This is a genomic window from Pseudomonas baltica (genome assembly GCF_014235765.1).
In the GTDB taxonomy this organism is placed as follows: Bacteria; Pseudomonadota; Gammaproteobacteria; order Pseudomonadales; family Pseudomonadaceae; genus Aquipseudomonas; species Aquipseudomonas baltica.
In genome coordinates this window covers 1-1726 of the sequence record NZ_JACMYH010000018.1, presented here as the reverse complement: position 1 = coordinate 1726, position 1726 = coordinate 1, and the positions used below count along the sequence as shown (strand labels likewise).

1 protein-coding gene is annotated in these 1726 nt (G+C 63.4%); it reads left to right on the top strand.

All coding sequences use genetic code 11. The features are described 5' to 3' along the window. Nucleotides 1-1726, top strand: a 1726-nt coding sequence (locus tag H7993_RS20660) for an immunoglobulin-like domain-containing protein (protein ID WP_342345060.1), incomplete at both ends; no start/stop codon positions are given.

The window sequence follows — 1726 nt, the reverse complement described above, 5'->3', positions numbered from 1 at the left end:
GGGCAGCCGTCCAGGCGTGGTCATCGCCGATGTCGGTGACAGCAACATCGTGCAAGGCACCGGGACCAAGGTCACCGGCTTGATCTTCCTCGAAGCCGGCAAGACCTACACCTTCAGCGGCAAGGCCGACGACGGCCTGCTGATCAACGTTGGCGGCAAGGACCTGGGCACCGCCCATTGGGGTGCCGGTGTCGACCCAACCTCGGGCGATTTCAGCGGCAGCATCACGCCGGCTGAAACCGGCTACTACAGCCTCGACCTGTACCATCACAACCAGAACGGTCCAGGCTTCTACGACCTGAACCTGTCGGTCGACCAGGGTCCTGCGACCTCGATCGGTCAGAGCGGCGTGCCGCTGTACACCGACATCGCCGACCTGGTGAACCAGGGCATCAACGTCACCTCGCACGTCGACGCCAATGGCGATGGCTACTACGCCGGCTACGAACTGAACCACGGCGCCGAAGACACCGCCATCCAGCTGAGCACCATCAACGTCTCGTTCGGCGATACACGTGACGGCTCCGAACAGCACGTGCTGCAGATCAGCGGTATCCCGGTGGGTGCAGTGCTGCGTGACGGCGCCAACCACAGCTACCTTTCCAACGACGGCGGCACCGGTACAGCCGACATCACTGGCTGGGACCTGAAAACCCTGAGCATCACGCCACCGGCCAACTACAACGGCACTCTGGCCTTGACCGTTACGGCCACTGCCACCGAAAGTGCCGATGTCGCCAATCCAGCGTCGGTCAGCCAGCCGTTGAACGTCATCGTCGACCCCGTCACCGACGTCACCAATGTCGTGCTCACGGCACAAACGCCTGCAGGCGGCGTGCTGGAAAACGGCACCATCGTCTACACCGCGACCGTAGGTGACATTGTGACCGGCACACCGGTCGTCGTGACGCTGTCGAACAACCAGACCATCACCATTCCCGTCGGTCAGACGTCGGGTTCGGTGTCCTACGTGGTTGGCAACGATGTGTACAAAGGCGCCGACTCGATCTCCACCACGATCACTGGCGCCACCGGCGGTACCTACGAGCAACTCACCCCGAACACCACTCCGGTCGTGACCCCGGTCGGCGACAGCATCGACGTGACCACCATCGGCCTGACCGGCGATGCGTCGGCTACCGAAGGCCAGTCGGCCGTCTACACCCTGACCCTGAGCAACCCGACCAACACCGACACCCAGGTGACCCTGAACCTGACCTACGGCGGCAGCGCGACACGTGCCGATTACCAAGGCCAGGACAGCATCACCGTGACCATTCCAAAGGGCCAGACCAGCGTCCAGTTCCAGCTGCCCATCGTCGATGACAGCCTGGTCGAAGGTCGCGAGAACGTCGTGGTCACCATCGCCACGCCAACCGGCGACAACTTCGAAAGCCTGGTGGTCAACCCGCAGGCCGCCACCGTCAACACCGCCATCATCGACAACGATGCTCCGGTGGTCGGCGACAACGGCGACAACAACGGCGTTGCCGGCAACAAGCTCAGCGGCACCGAAGACACCGCCGTGGCACTGGACTGGGCCTCGTTCAACATCCAGCCAACCGCCAACCCCGGCCTCGGCCTGGGCATCAAGTTCACCAGCCTGCCGGTCAACGGCTCGCTGCAACTCCAAAACGACAATGGCGAGTGGAGAGACCTGACCCAGGCCGACGTGGGCACCACCTTCACCAAGGCCCAGATCGACAACGGCGCACTGCGCTTTGTC